Origin of the sequence: Streptomyces sp. NPDC019890, assembly GCF_044903445.1 — a bacterium.
Taxonomy (GTDB): Bacteria; Actinomycetota; Actinomycetes; order Streptomycetales; family Streptomycetaceae; genus Streptomyces.
The window spans coordinates 130,253-146,832 of the sequence record NZ_JBJDQK010000003.1; the positions used below are offsets into that span (position 1 = coordinate 130,253).

The 16,580-nt window shown below is 69.3% G+C and carries 12 protein-coding genes; 5 read left to right on the forward strand and 7 right to left on the reverse strand.

From position 1 onward, the window contains the following. Window positions 1-192 precede the first annotated feature (192 nt). The 4 genes from ACI2LP_RS09025 to ACI2LP_RS09040 all read right to left on the reverse strand — a co-directional run bounded on the left by ACI2LP_RS09025 (window position 193) and on the right by ACI2LP_RS09040 (window position 8,595). Window positions 193-402 (reverse strand): acyl-CoA carboxylase subunit epsilon, encoded by a 210-nt coding sequence (locus ACI2LP_RS09025; protein ID WP_404723860.1) that lies wholly within the window; start codon window positions 400-402, stop codon window positions 193-195. A gap of 27 nt (window positions 403-429) precedes the next feature. Continuing rightward, entirely contained in the window at window positions 430-2,061 is a 1,632-nt protein-coding gene (locus ACI2LP_RS09030) for an acyl-CoA carboxylase subunit beta (protein WP_404723861.1), read from the reverse strand. Window positions 2,062-2,215: 154 nt separating this feature from the next. Next, a complete protein-coding gene (locus ACI2LP_RS09035) occupies window positions 2,216-4,546 on the reverse strand; it encodes a polysaccharide lyase 8 family protein (protein ID WP_404724429.1) in 2,331 nt (776 codons plus the stop codon). 197 nt (window positions 4,547-4,743) lie between these two features. Continuing rightward, window positions 4,744-8,595, reverse strand: a complete 3,852-nt coding sequence (locus tag ACI2LP_RS09040; protein WP_404723862.1) for an endo-alpha-N-acetylgalactosaminidase family protein — start codon at window positions 8,593-8,595, stop codon at window positions 4,744-4,746. Between the two features lie 233 nt (window positions 8,596-8,828). Between ACI2LP_RS09040 and ACI2LP_RS09045 the strand changes: the two genes are divergently transcribed. Continuing rightward, window positions 8,829-10,040, forward strand: a complete 1,212-nt coding sequence (locus ACI2LP_RS09045) for a glycoside hydrolase family 64 protein (protein WP_404724430.1) — start codon at window positions 8,829-8,831, stop codon at window positions 10,038-10,040. A 101-nt stretch (window positions 10,041-10,141) separates the two neighbouring features. Here ACI2LP_RS09045 and ACI2LP_RS09050 read toward each other — a convergent pair whose 3' ends face one another. Together ACI2LP_RS09050 and ACI2LP_RS09055 are read right to left on the reverse strand one after the other, a co-directional pair. Further along, window positions 10,142-11,779 carry an FAD-dependent monooxygenase gene (locus ACI2LP_RS09050; protein ID WP_404723863.1) on the reverse strand — a complete coding sequence of 546 codons (1,638 nt, stop codon included), beginning with the start codon at window positions 11,777-11,779 and terminating at the stop codon, window positions 10,142-10,144. A 172-nt stretch (window positions 11,780-11,951) separates the two neighbouring features. Next, window positions 11,952-12,464, reverse strand: a complete 513-nt coding sequence (locus ACI2LP_RS09055; protein WP_404723864.1) for a hypothetical protein — start codon at window positions 12,462-12,464, stop codon at window positions 11,952-11,954. A 235-nt stretch (window positions 12,465-12,699) separates the two neighbouring features. Here ACI2LP_RS09055 and ACI2LP_RS09060 point away from each other — a divergent pair, with 235 nt between their 5' ends. The 3 genes from ACI2LP_RS09060 (at window position 12,700) to ACI2LP_RS09070 (ending at window position 14,507) form a co-directional block, all read left to right on the forward strand. Next, window positions 12,700-13,323, forward strand: coding sequence for a YceI family protein (locus ACI2LP_RS09060; RefSeq protein ID WP_404723865.1), 624 nt, complete (start codon window positions 12,700-12,702; stop codon window positions 13,321-13,323). A 144-nt stretch (window positions 13,324-13,467) separates the two neighbouring features. Beyond that, window positions 13,468-14,289: a Scr1 family TA system antitoxin-like transcriptional regulator gene (locus ACI2LP_RS09065; protein WP_404723866.1), complete on the forward strand. Its 822-nt coding sequence runs from the start codon at window positions 13,468-13,470 to the stop codon at window positions 14,287-14,289. Beyond that, on the forward strand, window positions 14,286-14,507 hold the full coding sequence (locus tag ACI2LP_RS09070; protein ID WP_404723867.1) for a DUF397 domain-containing protein: 222 nt from the start codon (window positions 14,286-14,288) through the stop codon (window positions 14,505-14,507). The genes ACI2LP_RS09065 and ACI2LP_RS09070 overlap by 4 nt, the downstream gene beginning before the upstream one ends. Before the next feature lie 292 nt (window positions 14,508-14,799). Here the strand turns inward: ACI2LP_RS09070 and ACI2LP_RS09075 are convergent, their stop codons facing one another. Beyond that, window positions 14,800-15,396 carry a TetR/AcrR family transcriptional regulator gene (locus ACI2LP_RS09075; protein WP_404724431.1) on the reverse strand — a complete coding sequence of 199 codons (597 nt, stop codon included), beginning with the start codon at window positions 15,394-15,396 and terminating at the stop codon, window positions 14,800-14,802. Window positions 15,397-15,563: 167 nt separating this feature from the next. Between ACI2LP_RS09075 and ACI2LP_RS09080 the strand changes: the two genes are divergently transcribed. Next, window positions 15,564-16,523: an alpha/beta hydrolase family protein gene (locus tag ACI2LP_RS09080; RefSeq protein WP_404723868.1), complete on the forward strand. Its 960-nt coding sequence runs from the start codon at window positions 15,564-15,566 to the stop codon at window positions 16,521-16,523. Window positions 16,524-16,580 lie beyond the last annotated feature (57 nt).

Below are 16,580 nucleotides of genomic sequence, written 5' to 3' on the forward strand. Positions count from 1 at the left end.
GGGGCAGGGTTCGCCCGCCGTGGCCAAGGACGCCTTCCAGCACGCATGGATCATCACGGCCGCCATCGGCAGCGCCGCGATGCTCGTCGGTCTGCTGCTGCACAGCAGGCGCGGCAGGACCGGACCCGCCTGAACCCGAAGGCCCCCGTACTCGCGATGAGTACGGGGGCCCTTCGTCGGGCGCGGGGCTGGTCAGCCCTGCCAGCTGTGGGCCGTACGGAAGCCGCGCTGGCGCTCGAGGCGGCGCCAGCCGGCCGTGGAGCGGCCGCGGTGCGCAGCGGACGCGTCGGGCTGGGACGCGGCGCGGGCGAGCAGCACCGCGGTGATCGCGGCCAGCTCCTCAGGGTCGGCGTGACCCTTCTCGACGCGCAGCACGGAGGAGAACTCGGCAGGAGTGCTCATGGCTCAAAGGCTCCAGTCTTCGCAGGGTTACTGCGGGGGGTTGCCGTGCTTGCGCGACGGCAGGTCGGCGTGCTTGGTACGGAGCATGGCGAGAGATGCGATCAGCACCTCGCGTGTTTCGGCAGGGTCGATGACGTCGTCGACCAGGCCGCGCTCCGCGGCGTAGTAGGGGTGCATCAGCTCGGCCTTGTACTCCTTGACCATGCGCACGCGCATCGCCTCGGGGTCCTCGGCCTCCGCGATCTGCCTGCGGAAGATGACATTGGCGGCACCTTCGGCGCCCATCACCGCGATCTCGTTGGTCGGCCAGGCGTACGTCAGGTCCGCACCGATGGACTGGGAGTCCATGACGATGTACGCACCGCCGTACGCCTTGCGCAGGATCAGCGAGATCCTCGGCACTGTCGCGTTGCAGTACGCGTACAGCAGCTTCGCGCCGTGCCGGATGATCCCACCATGCTCCTGGTCGACGCCGGGCAGGAAGCCGGGTACGTCCAGAAGAGTGATGATGGGGATATTGAAAGCGTCGCACATCTGCACGAAGCGCGCCGCCTTCTCGGAGGCTTCGATGTCCAGAACACCGGCCAGGGACTGCGGCTGGTTGGCGACGATGCCCACCACCTGGCCGTCGAGACGGGCGAGCGCACAGATGATGTTGCGGGCCCAGCGCTCGTGGATCTCGAGGTAGTCGCCCTCGTCGACGAGCTCCTCGATGACCTTGTGCATGTCGTACGGGCGGTTCCCGTCCGCGGGAACCAGGTCGAGGAGCATGTCGGAGCGCCGGTCCGCGGGGTCCTCGGCCGCGACGGTCGGAGGGTTCTCGCGGTTGTTGGACGGCAGCATCGACAGCAGGTAGCGCACCTCCGCGATGCACGTCTCCTCGTCGTCGTACGCGAAGTGCGCGACACCCGAGGTCTCCGCGTGGACGTCCGCGCCGCCGAGCCCGTTCTGCGTGATCTCCTCGCCGGTGACCGCCTTGACGACGTCCGGTCCGGTGATGAACATCTGCGAGGTCTCGCGGACCATGAAGACGAAGTCGGTCAGCGCCGGCGAGTACGCCGCACCGCCCGCGCACGGGCCGAGCATCACGGAGATCTGCGGGATGACACCGGACGCGCGGGTGTTGCGCTGGAAGATCCCCCCGTACCCGGCGAGCGCCGAGACGCCCTCCTGGATACGCGCACCCGCGCCGTCGTTCAGCGATACCAGCGGCGCACCGGCCGAGATGGCCATGTCCATGATCTTGTGGATCTTGGTGGCGTGGGCCTCGCCCAGCGCGCCGCCGAAGATCCGGAAGTCGTGCGCGTACACAAAGACCGTGCGGCCCTCGACCGTGCCCCAGCCGGTGATGACACCGTCGGTGTACGGCTTCTTGGTCTCCAGGCCGAAGCCGCTGGCCCGGTGCCTGCGCAGCTGCTCGACCTCCTTGAACGAACCCTCGTCCAGCAGCAGCGCGATGCGCTCCCGAGCGGTCAGCTTGCCCTTGGCGTGCTGCGCGTCGGTCGCCCGCTCGCTCGGGCCGCGGCGAGCCTCCTCACGCAGCGCGTGCAGCTCGGCCACACGTCCGCGCGCATCCGTCGGCTCACTGGTGGCCTCGCCGGTGGCCTCGCTGTCGGCCTCGCTGTCGGCCTCGCTGGTGGTCTCGTCCAAAACGGTCATGCATCGAGGCTACGGATCCGACCAAGAAAACCCTGCCGTCGACTCTGTACAGTCTCGGGACCGTTCTCCTGTCGCCATCGAACAGAACCATTTCCCACTGCAGCCCAACCGCCAGCTCAGGACCCCGAAGCTTTGTGGAGGTTCAACAAGGCGTTCACCCGAGAGCCACCTCACAGTGGTGGGTGCCTCCAGCGGTGCCGCCGGTGATCCGCAGCCGCAGCGACCGTCCGGTGGCGAGCACGTCGATCGATGCATCCTTGCTGGTCACCCTGCGCACCGGGTGGTTCCAGGTGAGCTCCAGCGGTGCTCCGGTGCGCGGCGGCTCGCTGATGTGGAGACGGGCCGTGCGGCGATTGCTCCGTACGAGGGCACTCAGGGGGGCCGTTGCAGTGAACGGGCCCACCGTACCGGGCTGCCAGAAGTTCGCCGCGGTCAGTCCCAGGGAGCGGACGGCGACAGCCTGACAGGCGGCGCTGTTGTCGAGGATGTCCAGCCAGCGGTGGTCGCGCGCTCGCGCCGCGAGGGTGCGGCGCGAGGCCCCCGGCATCAGCAGATACACGTACGACGCGCCTGCCGGATCGGTGCCGTGGTCCAGCCAGAGGGTCTGATAGCGACGGGTGACCCGCTCCGTGGAGCTGGTGGTGTTGATGTCGCTCCATGCGCCGGTGCGGTCCTCGCGCAGGGTGCGCAGCTGGTGCGTGCCGCCCGGGAAGACCCAGCCGCCGTGGCCTTCGAGGTGCGCCCAGCCGTGGCCGACGGTGAGCGCGTTCGTACCGCCCTCGCCGAGGTTGCGGTTGTCGACGACCGTCTCGACGGGCACTGCGTCGGTGCTCGCAATGCCGGCGCCGAGGCAGATGACGGTGTCCGCGACGCAGAACCACGACTTGCGGGCCGTGAGGGTCGAGCCGAGGCCGAGCAACTGCTGGCCCACGGCCGCGTACTCGCCGTCGCTCGCGCCGCCCACCCACTTCGCGGCGGGCTTGGGCTCGCCCCATTCGCCGCCCGCCCGGTCGGCAAGTCGCTTGGTCGACACGGTCGTTCCGGGCAGCCGGTAGAGGTCGACGGTGGGCCAGAACCAGTCGGTGTACTGGCCGCCATTGTCCGGGGTCCACCAGTAGAGCATCCCGGCGCCGGTGTGCCAGCCGCGCGGATTCTCGCCGTTGCCGCACTCGTAGTACGCGATCCGCTCCGACGCCATGGAGATGTTGGCCGCCCAGCCGGGCCGGCGGTGCACGGCCCGGTCCATCGAGGAGAAGAGCTGATGGCCGACCGGCTCCGGCGCGGCGGGGACGGGTGCCGCGGCGACCGCGTGCAGCCGGGACAGATCGGCGACGCCGAACTGCTTGCCGGTGAGGATCGGGGTGACGGTGTCCCGCTCGATCCAGCCCTTGATCCGGGCCTGCCAGCGCTCGCGTTCCGTGGCGGACACTCCGCCCGCGAGCAGTGTGATCGCGGCGATGAGACCCTGCCCGTGGAAGTGGTCGCTGCGCATGACCTTGCGCTCGTCGTTCCTCAGGTAACCCCGGCTGATGGCACGGCCGTTGACGCTGTCCATCATCAGCCCGTTGTAGATCAGCGGCGCGTAGGCGTGCTCGACACTGTCCAGGATGATCTGCCGGTTGGGGTCGGTCACGGCCCAGTCCGATCCCGCGAGCAGCGCGAAGAGGCGGCCGAGCCCGTCGAGCATGACCTGTCCGTACGTACCGGAGTAGGCGACCCAGGTGTGCTGGATGAACGAGCCGTCGGCGTAGAGGCCGTCTCCCTCGGTGACGTACGGGAAGACGGGCGAGAGGGCGTCCCGGGCGAGTGCGATCTTGGCGGGGTCCCGGCCGAGGACGCCGCGCAGGGCGACGGAGCGGCAGAGGTCGACCCGGTTGGCGCCGGTGGAGGTGCCGCTGTAGTCGCCGAGCATCGCGTCGGGGATGAAGTGGTCGACGGCGGCTAAGGCGGCCTCGCACCGGTCCGGGGTGAGCGTGTCGTGGAGGACGGCGACGGTGTCCATGAGGAGACGGGGGCTGCCTACTTGCCACTCCCACCAGTTCCCGTAGCGGGTGGTGGAGGGGTTGTAGATCGTGGCTGCGAGATGGTCGAGGCCGCGGACGATGTCGGCGAGCAGCCCGGCGTCGCCCGTGAGGCCGGTGCCTTCCTGTGCGTACGCCTGCGTCATGGTCCACAGGCGGCTGTAGCTCTGGGTGATCCCGGAGGGCGGGTTGAAGGCGTAACCGGGCCACAGAGAGGTGTCGGTGGGGGCCATGGAGGCGCGGAACCGGCCGGCCAGCCTGCCGGTCTCGGCGAGGCGTGACGCATACGGCTCGGTGGCCGGGTCGTAGCCGGTGCCGAGGCTGATCTCCAACCAGCGCAGCCGCAGACTCTCGTACGCGTCGTCGGCCCTCGCCGGACCGGGAGAGGGGAGGGTGAAAGCGCTCGCTGCGACCGTGACTCCGAGGGTGGCGAGAAAGGTGCGGCGGGACCACGCGGACGACATCGGCACGAGAGCCTCCGGAACGGAAGTGGTTCAGACCGCTTGACTGTTGGTCTAGCACGCCCTTCAGGAGGCCTTCAATGGGCATGACAGGTGAGGAGTGGAAAGCGCTTGTCCCCCGGTTTCCGCATTCTGCACGAGGGACAAGCGCCGTACATTGGGGCAGTGCTGTTCAGACAGTGCTGTTCAGGCAGTGCCGGTCAGCCTCCGCAGTGGAAGCGGGCGCTCCCCCAGTCGGCGTGGTCATTGCCGTTCCCGTCGCCGCCGTCGCCGACGACCAGGTCGGCATACGAAGCACCGGTGACGTCCGCGCTGAGCTGCCAGGCGGCATCGGCAGCCTTCAGAACAGGCGACTTCACCTTCTCCGCACCGTCGGCCACCACGCTGAACTGCACGCTGCCGCGCGACGTCTGGACGTCGTCCACGCCCACCTCGGCGGTGAAGGACGTGCACTTCCCGCCCAGGTAGTAGCGGACCCTCGCCGGGGCGTGGGTGCCGAGCCCCTTGGCGTACGCCACTCCCCCGATCTTCATCGGGCTGCCGTCGCCCGTCCCCGTCTCGCCGTTGGAGAGATCGCGCTCGACGGGCCCCCAGCCGTTCTCGGCCGACGTCCAGTCGATGCCACTGGCCCAGGCATCGGTGGTGGGCGGCGGCGGAAGGGTGCGTACGGAGGTCGAGGCGGCGAGCTTCCGCGCGGCCCCACCCACCGTGTACAAGGCCTGCGAACCGAGCGTGTACGTCTCGTACTTGGCGTCCGCGGGCGGCGTCACCTGCCATGTCCCTCTCGCCGTGGCACCCGGCGCGACCGAAGCGAAGGTCAGCGGGCCCGCAGGTTCCGCCGTCCAGCCGTCCGGGAGCGTGAGCCCGACCGAGACGTCGCTCACCGCGCTCGCCTCATCGTTGGTGAAAGCGGCCTTGACCTCGTTCTTCCGGCCCGGCTCCAGGGTCTGTCCCGCCGTGACGGCCAGCGTCGCGCACGCCTTCTGCTCGGCGGCCGGGCCCAGGTCGGTGACCGTGAATCCGTCGAGCACGAAGTCCGCGCCGTCCGGGGCGTCCTCGCGCTTGCGCAGCCCGGTCCAGGTGTCCCCGCAGCCCGCCGTGACACTTTCGTCGAAGTGAGCGGTGCCGCGCTGCTGCCCGATGGGCGTACGGCGGGTCTCGACGGATCCGCCGGTGGCCCGGTCGTAGCCCGTGACCCACTCGTACGCGCCCGGGTGGCTCGACTGGTAGTCGTACTCGACCCGGTAGCTGTGCCCGCTCTTCATCGGCACGGTCCAGGGCGCGGTGCGGTAGACGAGTCCGGCGTTCTCCTCGTGCGACTTGAGGGACTCGCCGCCGCCCAGCACATCGTCGATCAGCTTCCCGTTCCAGCCCGCCTGGGTGTAGGGGGCGTGCTTCTGCGCGATGTGGGTGCGGGGGTCGGTGACACCGCCGGCGTCGCCCTTGAGGAACGGCCCCCAGCCCTGGTCGACGGCCTCGAAGTCCTCGTACGCGAGCGTGCCCGGCTTGGTCGCGGGGGCGTTCTCGACGACGCGTACGTCATCGACCCGCACCCTCGCCCCGCTGCCGCCCGCCGCCTCGATCCTGAGCGTGGTGCCGTCGGCCGGCGCGGTGAAGTTGACCTTGGCGCGCTGGAAGGAGGTGCCGTGCCGGTCCGAGGCTGCGACCTGGTCCTCGGCATTCGAGCGCTCGACCGTCACGGACGAGCCCCCGGCGGACAGGGTCGTACGGCGCTCCTTGCCCGGCTGGACCTCGATCCAGGCGGACGCGGTGTAGCGCCTGCCCGCCTGAAGCCCGCCGAGCCGCTGGGAGAGAGAGGCGGCGGCCGTCCCGCTGAGCGCGGCGCTGTTGCGGCCGTGGTCGTCGGTGTCGCGCGCGACCGCGCCCTGCTTGGACCAGCCACCGAGCCGCGCATCGTTGAAGCCGGGGTCGGCGACCGGGCCGCCTTCGCCCCACTCGGGGTCCTGCGCCGACGGCGCCCGGTCCGGATACAGAACGTACGGCTGCCCGGCGGTGGCGGTCAGCGTGATCCGGCCGTCCGCGGGCCGTACCGTGCCGGTCTTCAGGCGCCCGTTGTCGGTCAGCTTGTACACGGTGTACGAGGAGGCCCCGGTCACCGCCCAACTGCTCGTTCCACCGGCCTTGTTGTAGTGGTAGAGCTTCTTGCCGCCGTCCCACGGGAGCAGATACGCGTCCCCGTCCAGCACCTTGCGCCCGTGGTCGTAGAAGGTGCGGCGGCCGTCCTCGACCGTGCCGCGCACGCCGCCGGTGAAGGTCACGTCATTGCCGTTCCAGCGGGTGATCTGCTCCTGCTGGAGGTACTTGGCGGGCAGATCGCGCTGCCAGACGTTTGCGTAGAAGGCGTTCCAGTCGTTCTCGCCGGTCCAGCCCTCGAAGTCCTGCAGGGCACTCTGGCCGAGGACGGGGTGGCTGTTCCAGACGTCCTTCTCGCTGTTGCGGATGAACCGGATGATCCGGGAGTTGAGGCCCTTGTTGGTGGGCCCTCCGTAGTCCAGGTCATTGGCCCAGTGCGACCAGAGCGAGGCCCGCTCGAACTTGTCGGCCCACTCGGTGCCGACGTTCCAGCCCTGCGCCTGCACGGCCTGCATCGTCTTGTCGGCGATCCAGCCGTGCGTGTAGTACACATCGATATAGAGGAAGGAGAGGTTGCGGTCGGTCTCGTCCCTCAGCTGCTGGAATCTGCGGGCCAGATCGCCGCTGTTGATGTCGCGTCGCTGGTCGATGTAGTAGCTCTGGTTGAGCCAGTTCCAGCCGGGCTTGGTCTTGTCGACGAGAGTCTCGTCGAAGTGGTGCGCCTCCGGGTACGACTCGGTGGCGTTGACGTGCACGCCGAACGTCGCTCCCCACTTCCTGCCGTCTTTCAGCAGCGTGTTGAGATCCCCGAGGCCCCCTGCCCGCTTGTTGTAGTTGCCGCCGTAGTCGGGGTGTGCGGAGTCGTGGCCCTCGGAGCCGTACCCCTTGAGCACCGCCAGCTGCCCGAGACCGTCCGTGGCGAGCGAGATCCGCTTGACGTCGTCGAGGGTGCGCAGGAAGGGGTGGGTGGCCTGGCTGGCGAAGTTGAACGGAATATGGGTGATCACGCGGTCGGGCGTCTGCTCGCTGCCCGGAGCCCTGACGCCGATGGTGCGGAAGGCGACCGCGCCGTCCTGCCAGTCGACCGACGTGTCGCCGTTGGCGTCGGGCGTGACGACGACCTTCGCCCAGGGGAGGTCCTTGCCGGTCTCGGGCCTGGGCGCGCCGCTCCCCCGGTAGGTCCACTGGCCCGACCAGACGCCGACGCGGGTGCTGCCGTCGGCCGCCCTGCGCGCCTGGTGCCACAGGCGCGCGTCGTCGCCGCCCGTCGGGCCGCTCGGCTTGTCGTACGAGGAGTTGGACTCGACGGCGGCCGCCAGCCGGCCCGTGTTGACGATGGCGTACGAGGCGCCGACCGGGGCCGCGTCCGCGGGCGTCGCCGCCGTGACCTGCCCGAAGACATCCGCGGTCTTCGTCGAGTCCGGGTCGAGTCGGGTGAAGGCGGTCGCCGCCCCCGCGTCCGTACTGCCGACCGAGACGAGGTCGTGGCCGGGGATGTCGAGGGTGCCGACGCGGAAGGCCTCGGTGTCGCGGACCGCGGTGACCTTGAAGGCGGTGGTCCGGCCGGAGACCGAGATCGTCGCGTCGATCTCGACACCGGGCAGCTCGGCGAAAGCGAGGGTGTATGCGGCGCTCGACGCCATGACGACAGGCCCGCCCTTCAACCGCACCGCGTACGCCGTGCCGTTGAGGGTCACCGCGGTCACCGGGGCCGTACTGCCGAGGAGCGATGCTCCACCGGCCCGGTCGGTGTACGAAACAACCCTGGGGAAGTCCTTGGCGACGGCGACGGAGAGCTGGCCGGAGCGGATGACGGCGGTCGCCCCGGAGGGGGGCGCGGCAGCGGCGGCACCGGGTCCGGAGGGGGACGCGGCAGCGGCGGCACCGGGTCCGGCCAGGGCGAACACGGCGGATGAGGCGGCTGCAAGCGCGCGCGCCGCACGGAGTCTTGGTGGCATGGGGACTGAGTAGCCCGCCCCTCTCGCCACCGTCAACGAAGTCGTACGCCGGGGCGAGCAGCAGTCCAACAACCGCCGCGCGATAGTCCAAGTCGCCTGTCGGGGCGTCAACTTATGAAGCGGAAAAAATTCTGAGAGCGCTCTCAGTCACAACTATTGACGCCCGCTGCCGTCGTCGTGAGAGTGGTGGACACCCCCACGAGCACAGGAGTTCACCCGTGATATCCCGCAGAATGTTCCTTTCCGGCACCGCCGCGGCCGCCACCGCACTCAGCTATCCCCTCTGGGGAAGCGCTCTCAGCCCGCGCGCCAAGGCCGCGCCCCCCACCTGTGAACTGGCCCTGGAGAACAAGTCGTTGCCCGGCCAGGTCAACGCGTACGTCACCGGCCACGAGCAGGGCACCGGCCGCTGGGTGCTGCTCCGCCCCGGCGGCGGCGTCTACTACCCCCAGTCCCCGTCCGCCCCCCACACCCCGCTCCCCATCGACTGCGCCATCCCGCTCCGCGCGGCCGGCGCGGGACCGGTCGTACTGACGCTGCCTCAGATGTTCGGCGCTCGCGTCTACTTCGTACGCGACAACAAGCTCGACTTCTTCGTCAACCCCGGCCCCGCCCTGGTCGAGCCGGCCTTCGCGACCCCCGCCGACGCCAACTACGGCCGCACCTGGTCCTTCGCCGAGTTCACCTTCAACCCGTCGCAGCTGTACGCCAACATCAGCTACGTCGACCTGGTCACCGCCCTGCCCATCGGCCTCACGCTGACCGGCGACGCCACGCACCGGGTCGCGCCGCTGCCCGGCGGCGCGCTCCAGAAGATCGCCGACGGCCTCGTCGCCCAGGCCGGGCGGGACGGACAGCCCTGGGACAAGCTCGTCGTCCGCGGCTCCGGCGGCCAGGTCCTGCGGGTCATCTCGCCCCAGAACCTGATGGCTCCCTATTTCGACCGGCCCGCCGAGATGCCCTTCCGCAACGTCTTCGACGGCTACATCAACCAGGTCTGGCAGAAGTACCGCAGCACGGATCTGCGGATCGACCTGCAGGGCGGCCGCGGCATACGCACCGGACGAGTCAACGGTGACGTGCTGAGCTTCACCGGCGGCCACACCTTCGCCAAGCCGACCTCGAAGGACATCTTCACCTGCAACCACGGGCCGTTCACCAACAACCCTGGCGACTCCGACGACAAGAAGGGCATGCTGGCCAGGCTCGCCGCCGCGTTCAACCGGACGACCCTGCTGACCCACCCCGACCAGCCGAACAGCGCGACCGCGGCCGACTACTACCGCGACCCGGCCACCAACCACTGGTCGCGTGTCGTCCACGCCAACACCCCGATCGGCTACGCCTTCCCGTACGACGACGTCCGCCCGGACGGCCAGCCGGACGTCTCGGGCGCGGCGTACGACGGCAACCCGCGGCGCTTCACGCTGACCGTCGGGAGCTGACGGCGTGCGGGTGCCCTGCCGTACCAGGGGGCGGCCGGTCACCCGCACGCGCACAGGAGACCGCGCGCGCGGACGGCAACAGCCGGTCCGCCTGAGCGGGATCAGCGCTGGGCGGTCTCGGCGAAGGTGGCCGCGAGATGGGCGGCCAGCGGCTTCGGGGTCGGCGGGCAGAGACGGGCGCCGAGGTAGCCGTCCGGGCGGATCACGAAGGCCGTCGGCTGCTCCGCCGCATAGAGGCGGGCGAACTCGCCGCGGCTGTCGCGGTGGGCCGGCAGGAGGGTCGCGTCGTCCGGGGCGTCGGCCTCCAGGATCACGCAGGCCTCCACCCGGCCCCCGGAGGACTCCCGCGCCGCCTCGGCGAGTTCGTCGAGCCCGTTCCCGTGCCCGTACAGCAGCAGTACGTGTCCGCGGTCCCGCAGGAGGTCGTACAGGCGCATCGGGTAGGCGGCGATCTCGCCGGTGAGGCCGCCGCAGTCCGGGGCCCGGTCGCCCGGCCGGGGTCCCGGGCCGTCGCCGGGAGGGTCCGCGATCGGGCTGCCCCGGTAGGAGACGAGCAGTTGCGCCTCGCGCAGCATCAAGGTCGCCGGATCGGCGGGGTCGGCCTGGACTCCCTCGGAAGCATGCCGCACGGTGCGGCCGACGACCTCCTCGCCGACCGGCCGGCGTTCGGCGTCGTAGCTCGCGAGCAGATCGGGGTGGGCCGCCCCCTCGACCGCCAGGGCGAGCTTCCAGGCCAGGTTCCAGGCGTCCTGGATACCGGTGTTCATGCCCTGGGCGCCCGTCGGCGGGTGGATGTGCGCCGCGTCCCCGGCGACGAAGACCCGGCCGTCGGCGTACCGGTCCACGAGCCGGTGGCTGATACGGAACACCGAGGCCCAGCGGATGGCGGAGGCGGTCGTCCGCCGCGGCGACAGCCGGTCCAGGACGGCCTGGATGTCGGGGAGCGCGGGAGCCCGGCCGCCCTCCAGGCCGTGCGCCACCCCGTCGGACGCCCCGGCGGCCGCGGCCTGCCGTGCGGTCGAGAGCTCTGGCGGTACCAGCATCGACATCCGGTATCGGCCCGAGCCGGGCAGCGGGATGCAGACCAGCACGTCGTCGATCGCGCCGTCGCCGTCCCGGTGCATGGCGCGTACGCCGTACCCGTGCGGGAGGTCCCAGTCGACCTCCACGTCGGCGAGCATGTACTCCTCGGGGAAGGCGCCGCCTTCGAAGGCGAGCCCGAGCCCCTTGCGGACGATGCTGTGCGCGCCGTCGCAGCCCACCAGGTACCGGGTCCGGAGCTCTTCCTCCGTGCCGGAGGGGGTACGCAGTCGACTGGTCACTGCATCGGCGTCCTGGGTGAACGACACCAGTTCCGTGCCGCGCTCGATCCGGGTCCCGTACCGCGTCAGGAACTCCTCGAGAATGCGCTCGGTCTCGTACTGCGGCAGCGCGGCGAAGCCGTACGGCACCTCGGGCGGCAGGGCGAGGTCGATGCGGGGCTGCTCGGCACCGTTGACGTACGTCAGCTGCCCGCGCATCGGGACGGCCGCGTCCAGGGCGGTGCGGACCAGGCCCATCCGGTCCCAGATCTCAAGGGTGCGCGGCTGGATGCCGACGGCCTTCGCGAACGGCAGCCGGGCGGGCAGCCGGTCGACGATCCGGCAGGAAACTCCGTGCCTGCGCAGCTCCGCGGCCGCGGTCAGGCCGACCGGGCCGGCGCCCGCGACCAGTACGTCCGTTGCGTAGGTGTGCGCCACTGGCGCCTCCCTGGCGTGACGGCCCCCCCGTACGAGGCGGTGCACTCCCATGGTCGCCGGTCGTCCGGCGGTCGGCATCCCGTCGGGCCGCGAGCTCCGCGCCGCTTCGGCCAGGTGCGCGAGGCCGCGCCCGGGCGGCGGGTGCAAGACGGCCGCCGCCCAGGCCTCGGGCTCAGCAGCCGCCGCAGTTGTAGTACGTCACGTCCCAGTGACTGCCCTCGTCAGCGTAGATGTTCCCGGAGCCGGACTTCCACTGCGGGGCGCCGTCGCCGGGGCGCGCCCCTATATAGGTGAACGTGTTCTTGATGTAGTTCCCGACGCACGTGTACTTGCTGTAGTCGAGCTTGTAGCCGTTCCAGTGCGAGTACGTGCCGCCCGCGTGCCCCGCCTCGGTGCCGCCGGTGATGTTGAGCGCGCAGCCGCTCGCGCTCTTGAGGGTCTGTGCTCCCTTCGCGGTGGCGAGATTCAGCTGCTCGAAGGACGTACACGACGGGTTGTTCCGGTCGGAGCAGCCGCCCGACGAGGACCAGGTGATCCCGGACGAGCGGAACATCGAGGTCGCGGTGGCATGGCTGATCTTGGTGGCCGCGTGCGCGTCGGTCGCGCCGCTGATGACACCGAATCCGGGCGCGAAGAGTGCGCCGGTGACGAGCGCGAGCGCGGTTGATACGGAGCGGATTTTCATGGGGATCCCTCCTGCTGATGACTGGTGACCCTTGAGGACATGTGGATTCCTGTGGGACGGCCGTGCAGGTGGAGCAGGGAGATGGTGCCCGAGTTCTACGCGCGTCCGAAAGAGTGCGGCTGCGTCCTCCGGGTGAACCCTTCGAGAAGTTGTTGAACTTTGAAGGGAATGGGTTTACTGTCGATGTTGTTGAAGCTTAAACAACACACGAACCCCGTCCCCCAAGGAGCGCGTCATGGGTCTCTTCAACCGCAAGGCCGACACCACCACTGCCACGACTGCCACCACCGCCACCGCAGTCGCCGTTGACCCGGCGCTGGCCGCCCTGACCGGCGACTACAACATCGACCCGGCCCACAGCAGCATCGGCTTCACCGTCCGCCACGCCATGGTCACCAACGTCCGCGGCTCCTTCGGCGACTTCTCCGGCAGCCTGCATCTGAACGGCACCGACCCCCACCACTCCACCGCCGAGATCGACGTCAAGATCTCCAGCATCGACACCGGCATCGCCGACCGCGACGGCCACCTGCGCAGCGGCGACTTCTTCGAGACCGAGCAGTTCCCGCTGATGACGTTCCGCTCGACCCACGCCGAGCAGCTCGGCGGCGACTCGTACCGCATCACCGGCGACCTGACGATCAAGGACGTGACGCGCCCGCTCGCCATCGACCTGGAGTTCAACGGCTCCGCCACCGACGTGTACGGCAACGAGCGCGTCGGCTTCGAGGGCAGCGCCGAGATCCTGCGCTCCGACTGGGGCCTGACCTGGAACGCGGCGCTGGAGACCGGCGGCGTGATGGTCAGCGACAAGGTCAAGCTGAGCTTCGACATCTCCGCGATCAAGCAGGCCGCCTGAGGCTGCTTGCTGTAGATCCCACGAGCGCGCCCGCCCTGCCGTACCCCACGGCCGGGGCGGGCGCTCTGTCGTACGCACCCGTACAAGGGGTTTGTACGGGTCGTGACGGGTCAAGTGCGGTGCGTGGCGGGAAGGGGGGACCTCATGCACTCGGCAAAGCGGCCCAAGCGGGTCACCTCATGGCATCTGATCGGCGCGCAGCTCGGCGTCTTCCGCAGAGCGGTCTGTATGACACAGGTGGAGCTCGCGAGGCAGCTGGGTGTCGTCGAGGAGACGATCGCCTCGATCGAGCAGGGGCGCAGAGCGCTGAAGCTGGACCTCGCGCTGAGAGTCGACGAACTGCTCGACACGAAGAAGGCGTTGCAGACCGCGGTGGAGAAGGTGCCGCAGCGGGAGAGGTTCCCGTTGTTCGCGCAGGACCTGGTCGAACACGAGCAGGAGGCGCTGACCCTGCTCTCGTACCAGAACCACGTCGTGCCGGGTCTGCTCCAGACCGAGGAGTACGCCCGCGCCGTATTCGGCTGCATGTATCCGCCCCTCGAAGCGGAGGTGCTGGAGGAGTGGGCATCAGCCCGCCTGGAGCGGCAGAAAGTCCTTGAGCGCAAGCCTCGGCAAATGGCCAACTTCCTACTCGAAGAGATCATCCTGCACCGGCCCATCGGCGGCCGCCAGACGCTGCGCAACCAGATCCAGCACCTACGGAACTGCGCCGAACTCCCCTTCATTGGGCTGCAGATCATGCCTACCAGCCGCGAGAAGCATGCGGGACTTGATGGCCCGCTGATCCTGATGGAGACCCCCGACCACGATCATCTCGCCTACGTGGAAGGTCAGCTGACCAGCTACCTTCATGATGATCCGGACGAGGTCAGTGTCCTCCAACAGAAATATGGGATGCTGCGTTCTCAGGCCCTCTCCCCCGCGGAAAGCATGGGTCTGCTGGACGATCTGCTAGGAGACTCATGAACTGGTTCAAGTCCAGTTACAGCAGCGACCAGGGCGGCGCCTGCCTCGAAGTCGCCTACGACTGGCGGAAGTCGAGCTACAGCGGCAGCCAGGGCGGCGACTGCGTAGAGATCGCCGCCCACCCCCTCGCCGTCCACATCCGCGACTCCAAGAACCCCACCGGCCCCGTCCTCACCGTCACCCCGGACGCGTGGGCCGCCTTCCTCGCCGAGCGCTGACCGGGGCCTAGAACTTCTGTCGGCGCAGCAACTTCCGGCCTCCGTCCGGCACCTGCGTCCCCTATGGAAGGACGGAGCAAGGACGGCTTCGGCGGCAGAAGTGCGGGCGTACCGGACTCGGCGGTTGTCGTAGCGGTGGCACTGCCGCACCACCGCTGGGCCCGCCGCCAGGTCACCACCGACCCGCCGCCCCCGCGGACGATTCGCACAAGGCGCCGCCCCTCGTCGTCATCGATCTCGCGGGCGTGTACCCGAACAGTCCCTCGCCGCATTCGGGCTCACCACGTCGACATCAGGCTGACTGCGGTCGCCGCAGTCCCTGAAGGAGCAGTTCGACCAATCGGCGGGGGTCATAGCGGGGGTCGCTGTCACGTCCGATGCAGAGGTTGCCGATGCCGCGCATCAGTTCGTAGGCGTGCGTACCGGGCCTGATTTCGCCGGCGTTGACTGCGGCGTCGAGCAATTGCTCGCAGACGGGCACCAAGCGGTCGAGGAAGTAGGTGTGCAGCGCGTCGAAGCCGCTGCTGTCCGATTGCAGTGCGTTGGCGAGTCCGTGCTTCGTGACCAGGAAGTCAACGAAGAGGTCGACCCACTGACGGAGTGCTGCGAGCGGAGAGTTGGCGCTGGCCAGCAGGCTCGGGCCGGCCTCGGCGCATGCCTCGACCTGGTGGCGATAGACGGCGACGACGAGATCCGCCCGAGTGGGGAAGTGGCGGTAGATCGTTCCCATCCCGACGCCCGCTCTGGCCGCGATCTCACGGATGGGCGCATCGACGCCGGAGGTGACGAACACCGCAGCGGCGGCGTCAAGCAGCGTCTGCTGGTTGCGCAGCGCGTCGGCCCGCTTGCTTCGGGCTGGCACCTCCCCGGAGTGGCTTGTAGTGGGCACCACGCTCTCCTTCCGATGGTCGTTGACAAAGCGGAACACTGCTCCGTATATTAAACGGAACAACGCTCCGCTTTTCAGTCTAGCTGAAGCCGGACGCTCCTGACCGCCTCACCTGCCGCCAGCCGACTGAGACCGGCAGCAGAGGCCATGGAAGGTAAATACGCATCATGAGTGAATCGACTTACACAGCCGACGCCGTCAGCCTGCCCACTCCCGTCCTCTCGGTCAGTCCGGTTGTGCTGTCAGCTCCCGGCCGAGCCGTGGACCTGAAGGTGCGGGTCTCCGCGCCCGTGACCGGGAGCGACCTGCCGGTCATCCTCCTCTCGCACGGTCAGGGCTACTCGAACAACCTCTCCTCACTGAACGGCTACGCCCCCCTCGCCAACTTCTGGGCGGCGCACGGCTTCGTCGTGATCCAGCCCACCCATCTGAGCTCGAGGACGCTGAGCCTGGATCCCGATACCCCCGGGGCGCCTATGTACTGGCGATCGCGGGCCGAGGACATGAAGCGCATCCTCGACCAGCTCGACGTGATCGAGGCCGCCGTCCCGCAGCTCCTCGGGCGCCTGGACCGAAACAAGGTCGCCGTAGCCGGGCACTCGATGGGAGGGCACACCGCGAGCCTGCTGCTGGGCGCCCGGCTCACCGATCCGCACGACGGAACGGAAGTGAACCTGGCCGAGCCCCGGATCAAGGCGGGTGTACTGCTTGCCGCGCCCGGCAGAGGCGGCGATGCCCTCACCGAGTTCGTGGCCGAGAATTATTCTTTCTTCTTGACCACAGATTTCTCCGAGATGACGACGCCCGCGCTCGTGGTCGCCGGCGACAAGGACGACTCTGCCCACCTGACGGTTCGTGGCGCGGACTGGCACACCGATCCGTACTTCCTCTCCAAGGGCCCCAAGTCCCTGTTCACCCTGTTTGGCGCAGAGCACGGGCTCGGCGGGGTCTCTGGATACGACGTCGCCGAGACCACGGACGAGAACCCCGAGCGAGTGTCTGCGGTCCAACTGCTCACCTGGGCCTACCTCCGCACCGAGCTCTACCCCGGGGATTCCGCTTGGCAGGCGGCGCGTGACACGCTGACGACCGGCCCCAACCCGCTCGGACGGGTCGAATCCAAGTAGGCCAAAGAGGCACCACATCTGTAGCGGACCAACGGCACGAGATGGTCGCCCTCGACG